The organism is Vicinamibacteria bacterium (assembly GCA_035620555.1).
Taxonomy (GTDB): domain Bacteria; phylum Acidobacteriota; class Vicinamibacteria; order Marinacidobacterales; family SMYC01; genus DASPGQ01.
In genome coordinates, this window is record DASPGQ010000227.1 from 1 (window position 1) to 2,357 (window position 2,357).

Here is a 2,357-nt window from a genome sequence, read left to right on the forward strand (position 1 = left end):
GGACCTCGACGCGGAGGTCCTCTCCGAGCCGGTGGCGGCGCGAGAGCTCGAGAAAGTTCACTCGTAAACTCGACTTGCGAGCGGGGCCGCTCTCGGCTATCCTCTTGAGTCCGGAGCACGCGCCTGTAGCTCAGATGGATAGAGCGTCTGCCTCCGGAGCAGAAGGTCAGAGGTTCGAATCCTCTCAGGCGTACCACCCACACGAAGAAGTGGGCCGCTAGCTCAATTGGCAGAGCAACAGACTCTTAATCTGTAGGTTGAAGGTTCGATTCCTTCGCGGCTCACCATTCCCTGTACCGATCGCTATCTCCGCAGCGCCAGACTGGCGTTGTGCCCGCCGAAGCCGAAAGCGTTGCAGAGCGCCAAGGCGACGACTTGCTCTCGAGCTTCGCCCCGGACCACGTCCAGGTCGATTCCGGAGTCGAGGTGGTCCAGGTTGGCGGTTGGAGGAATGAGGCCGTGGCGGATGGTCATCGCGGTCAGAGCCACCTGAATGGCCGCCGACGCACCGATCGGATGCCCCATCATCGATTTGGGCGCTGTGACCGGGATGCGACGCGCTCGCTCCCCGAATAGGCGGTGGATCGCAAGCGCTTCGGCGGAGTCCCCGACCGGCGTAGACAGAGCGTTTGCATTGATGAACGCCACTTCGGTCTCGTCGGCCCGTGCGCTCTTGAGCGCTTCTTCCATGGCGCGAGCCATGGCGCTGCCGTCGCTCCTGGGAGTCGCCATGCGATAGGCCTCGCTGACCAGCCCGCTTCCCGAGAGCCGGGCGTATCGCCGAGCGCCGCGATCGCGTGCATGGCGCGCGGTCTCCAGCACCAGCACCGCGCTTCCCTCACCCATGATGAAACCGCTTCGGTCCCGGTCGAATGGACGGCTGGCCCTGGATCCGAGCTCATTGGCGGAGGAAAGCGCACCTACGCGATGGTACGCGAGCAGGGTGAGTTTGCTCACGGTGGAATCGGTACCGCCCGCGAGCACCACGTCGACTCGATGGCTCTGGAGCCAGGACGCCGCGGTCGAGATGGCGTAGGCACCGGAGGCACAGGCGGCACCGATGATGGTCGAAGGTCCCTGGAGCCCGTGTCTCATGCTCAGCATCCCCGCGGGTGCGTTGAGCATGGTCTTCACTACGAAGTTGTGATCGATGACGTCTTCGAGAGAGAGAGGCCCGCCCGAGAGAGCCTCCTCCAGAGGCCCCATGTAGTGCACCGCTCCACCACCCACGCCCATGACGACCCCGATGCGGAGCGGATCTTCCGCGCTCAAATCCAGGCCGGAATCCTCGATCGCCTCTTCTCCCGCGAAAAGGGCAAGACGGGTGAAGCGCGCGAATCGCCGGGCGAAAGGCATGCGTACTTTCTTCCGGTAAGCCTCTTCGAAGTGCTCGGGAACCTCGGCGGCGATGCGGATCGCCTCGGAACCGGCGTCGTAGGAGCGAATGGGACCGACTCCGGAGCGGCCCTCGGAAAAACCCGTCCAGCTCTCCTCCCGCCCCACGCCCACGGGAGTGACCATTCCGATTCCCGTGATCCAGACGTCGGAGTCCGTCTCGTCCGTCACCACTCACCGTCCTCGTCTCTTTGCCCGAGGAATGACTCGGGGCGAAAACGGACGTCCCCGGCGAGGTAGAGGGAGCGAGCGGCACCGCGCCGGAGCTTGCCGCTCGTCGTTCGTGGCAGCGTCCCTCGTCTCAGGAGAACGACTTCATCCACCTGATATCCGGCGCCGGCAAGCTCGCTTCGCACTGCGAGCCGCAGCCGATCTCGCTCCGCCGAGTCGAAAGCGAGCCGCGGGTGCACCTCGGCTGCAACGACGAGCCGCTCCGTCTCCCGGCTCTCGTCATGAACGCCGAACGCCACGCACCTGCCGATCCGATCCGACGTCGTCGAAGCCAGTTCTTCGATGCGCTCGGGTGAGACGTTGCGACCGCCCTTGATCACGATATCTCGAGCCCGTCCCGTTACGTAGAGGTTTCCGTCGGCGCAGTAGCCGAGATCGCCCGTGTCGAGCCACTCGCCGCTTCGGGGAACGAGCGACTCTCCTCTGAGGATCGCGCTGTGAAGAGAGGGGGAGCGAACCAGCAGGCGCCCGACACGACGGTCGGGAAGCTCGTCGCCGGAGGCGGACGCTACCTTGAGGCTCTGTCCGAAGAGCACCCGTCCCACCGAGACCCACCCGAGGGCGCCCTCCGCTCTCGACGGCACCGCTCGGCCTTCCGATTCGTACCGCTCCCGCTCCACCCAGTCGACGAGCGGCGCATCGGAAAGAGAGGGCATCGTCGTCGCGAGGGTGTTCTCCGCCATCCCGTATACCGGTTTCAGGGCGGTCTCCGATACGCCGTAGGGCGCCAT

2 protein-coding genes and 2 tRNA genes are annotated in these 2,357 nt (G+C 65.2%); 2 read left to right on the forward strand and 2 right to left on the reverse strand.

All coding sequences use genetic code 11. The features are described from left to right. The first annotated feature begins 119 nt into the window (after nucleotides 1-119). Together VEK15_09730 and VEK15_09735 are read left to right on the forward strand one after the other, a co-directional pair. A tRNA-Arg gene (locus VEK15_09730) sits at nucleotides 120-196 on the forward strand. A gap of 15 nt (nucleotides 197-211) precedes the next feature. Next, nucleotides 212-287 (forward strand) — tRNA-Lys (locus VEK15_09735). A 16-nt stretch (nucleotides 288-303) separates the two neighbouring features. Here VEK15_09735 and VEK15_09740 read toward each other — a convergent pair. Next, the gene (locus VEK15_09740) at nucleotides 304-1,566 is read right to left on the reverse strand and encodes a beta-ketoacyl-[acyl-carrier-protein] synthase family protein (GenBank protein HXV60962.1); all 1,263 of its coding nucleotides are present in this window, start codon (nucleotides 1,564-1,566) and stop codon (nucleotides 304-306) included. Then, nucleotides 1,563-2,357: acyl-phosphate glycerol 3-phosphate acyltransferase (locus VEK15_09745; protein ID HXV60963.1), on the reverse strand; the 795-nt coding region annotated here is incomplete at its 5' end. The genes VEK15_09745 and VEK15_09740, both read right to left, overlap by 4 nt.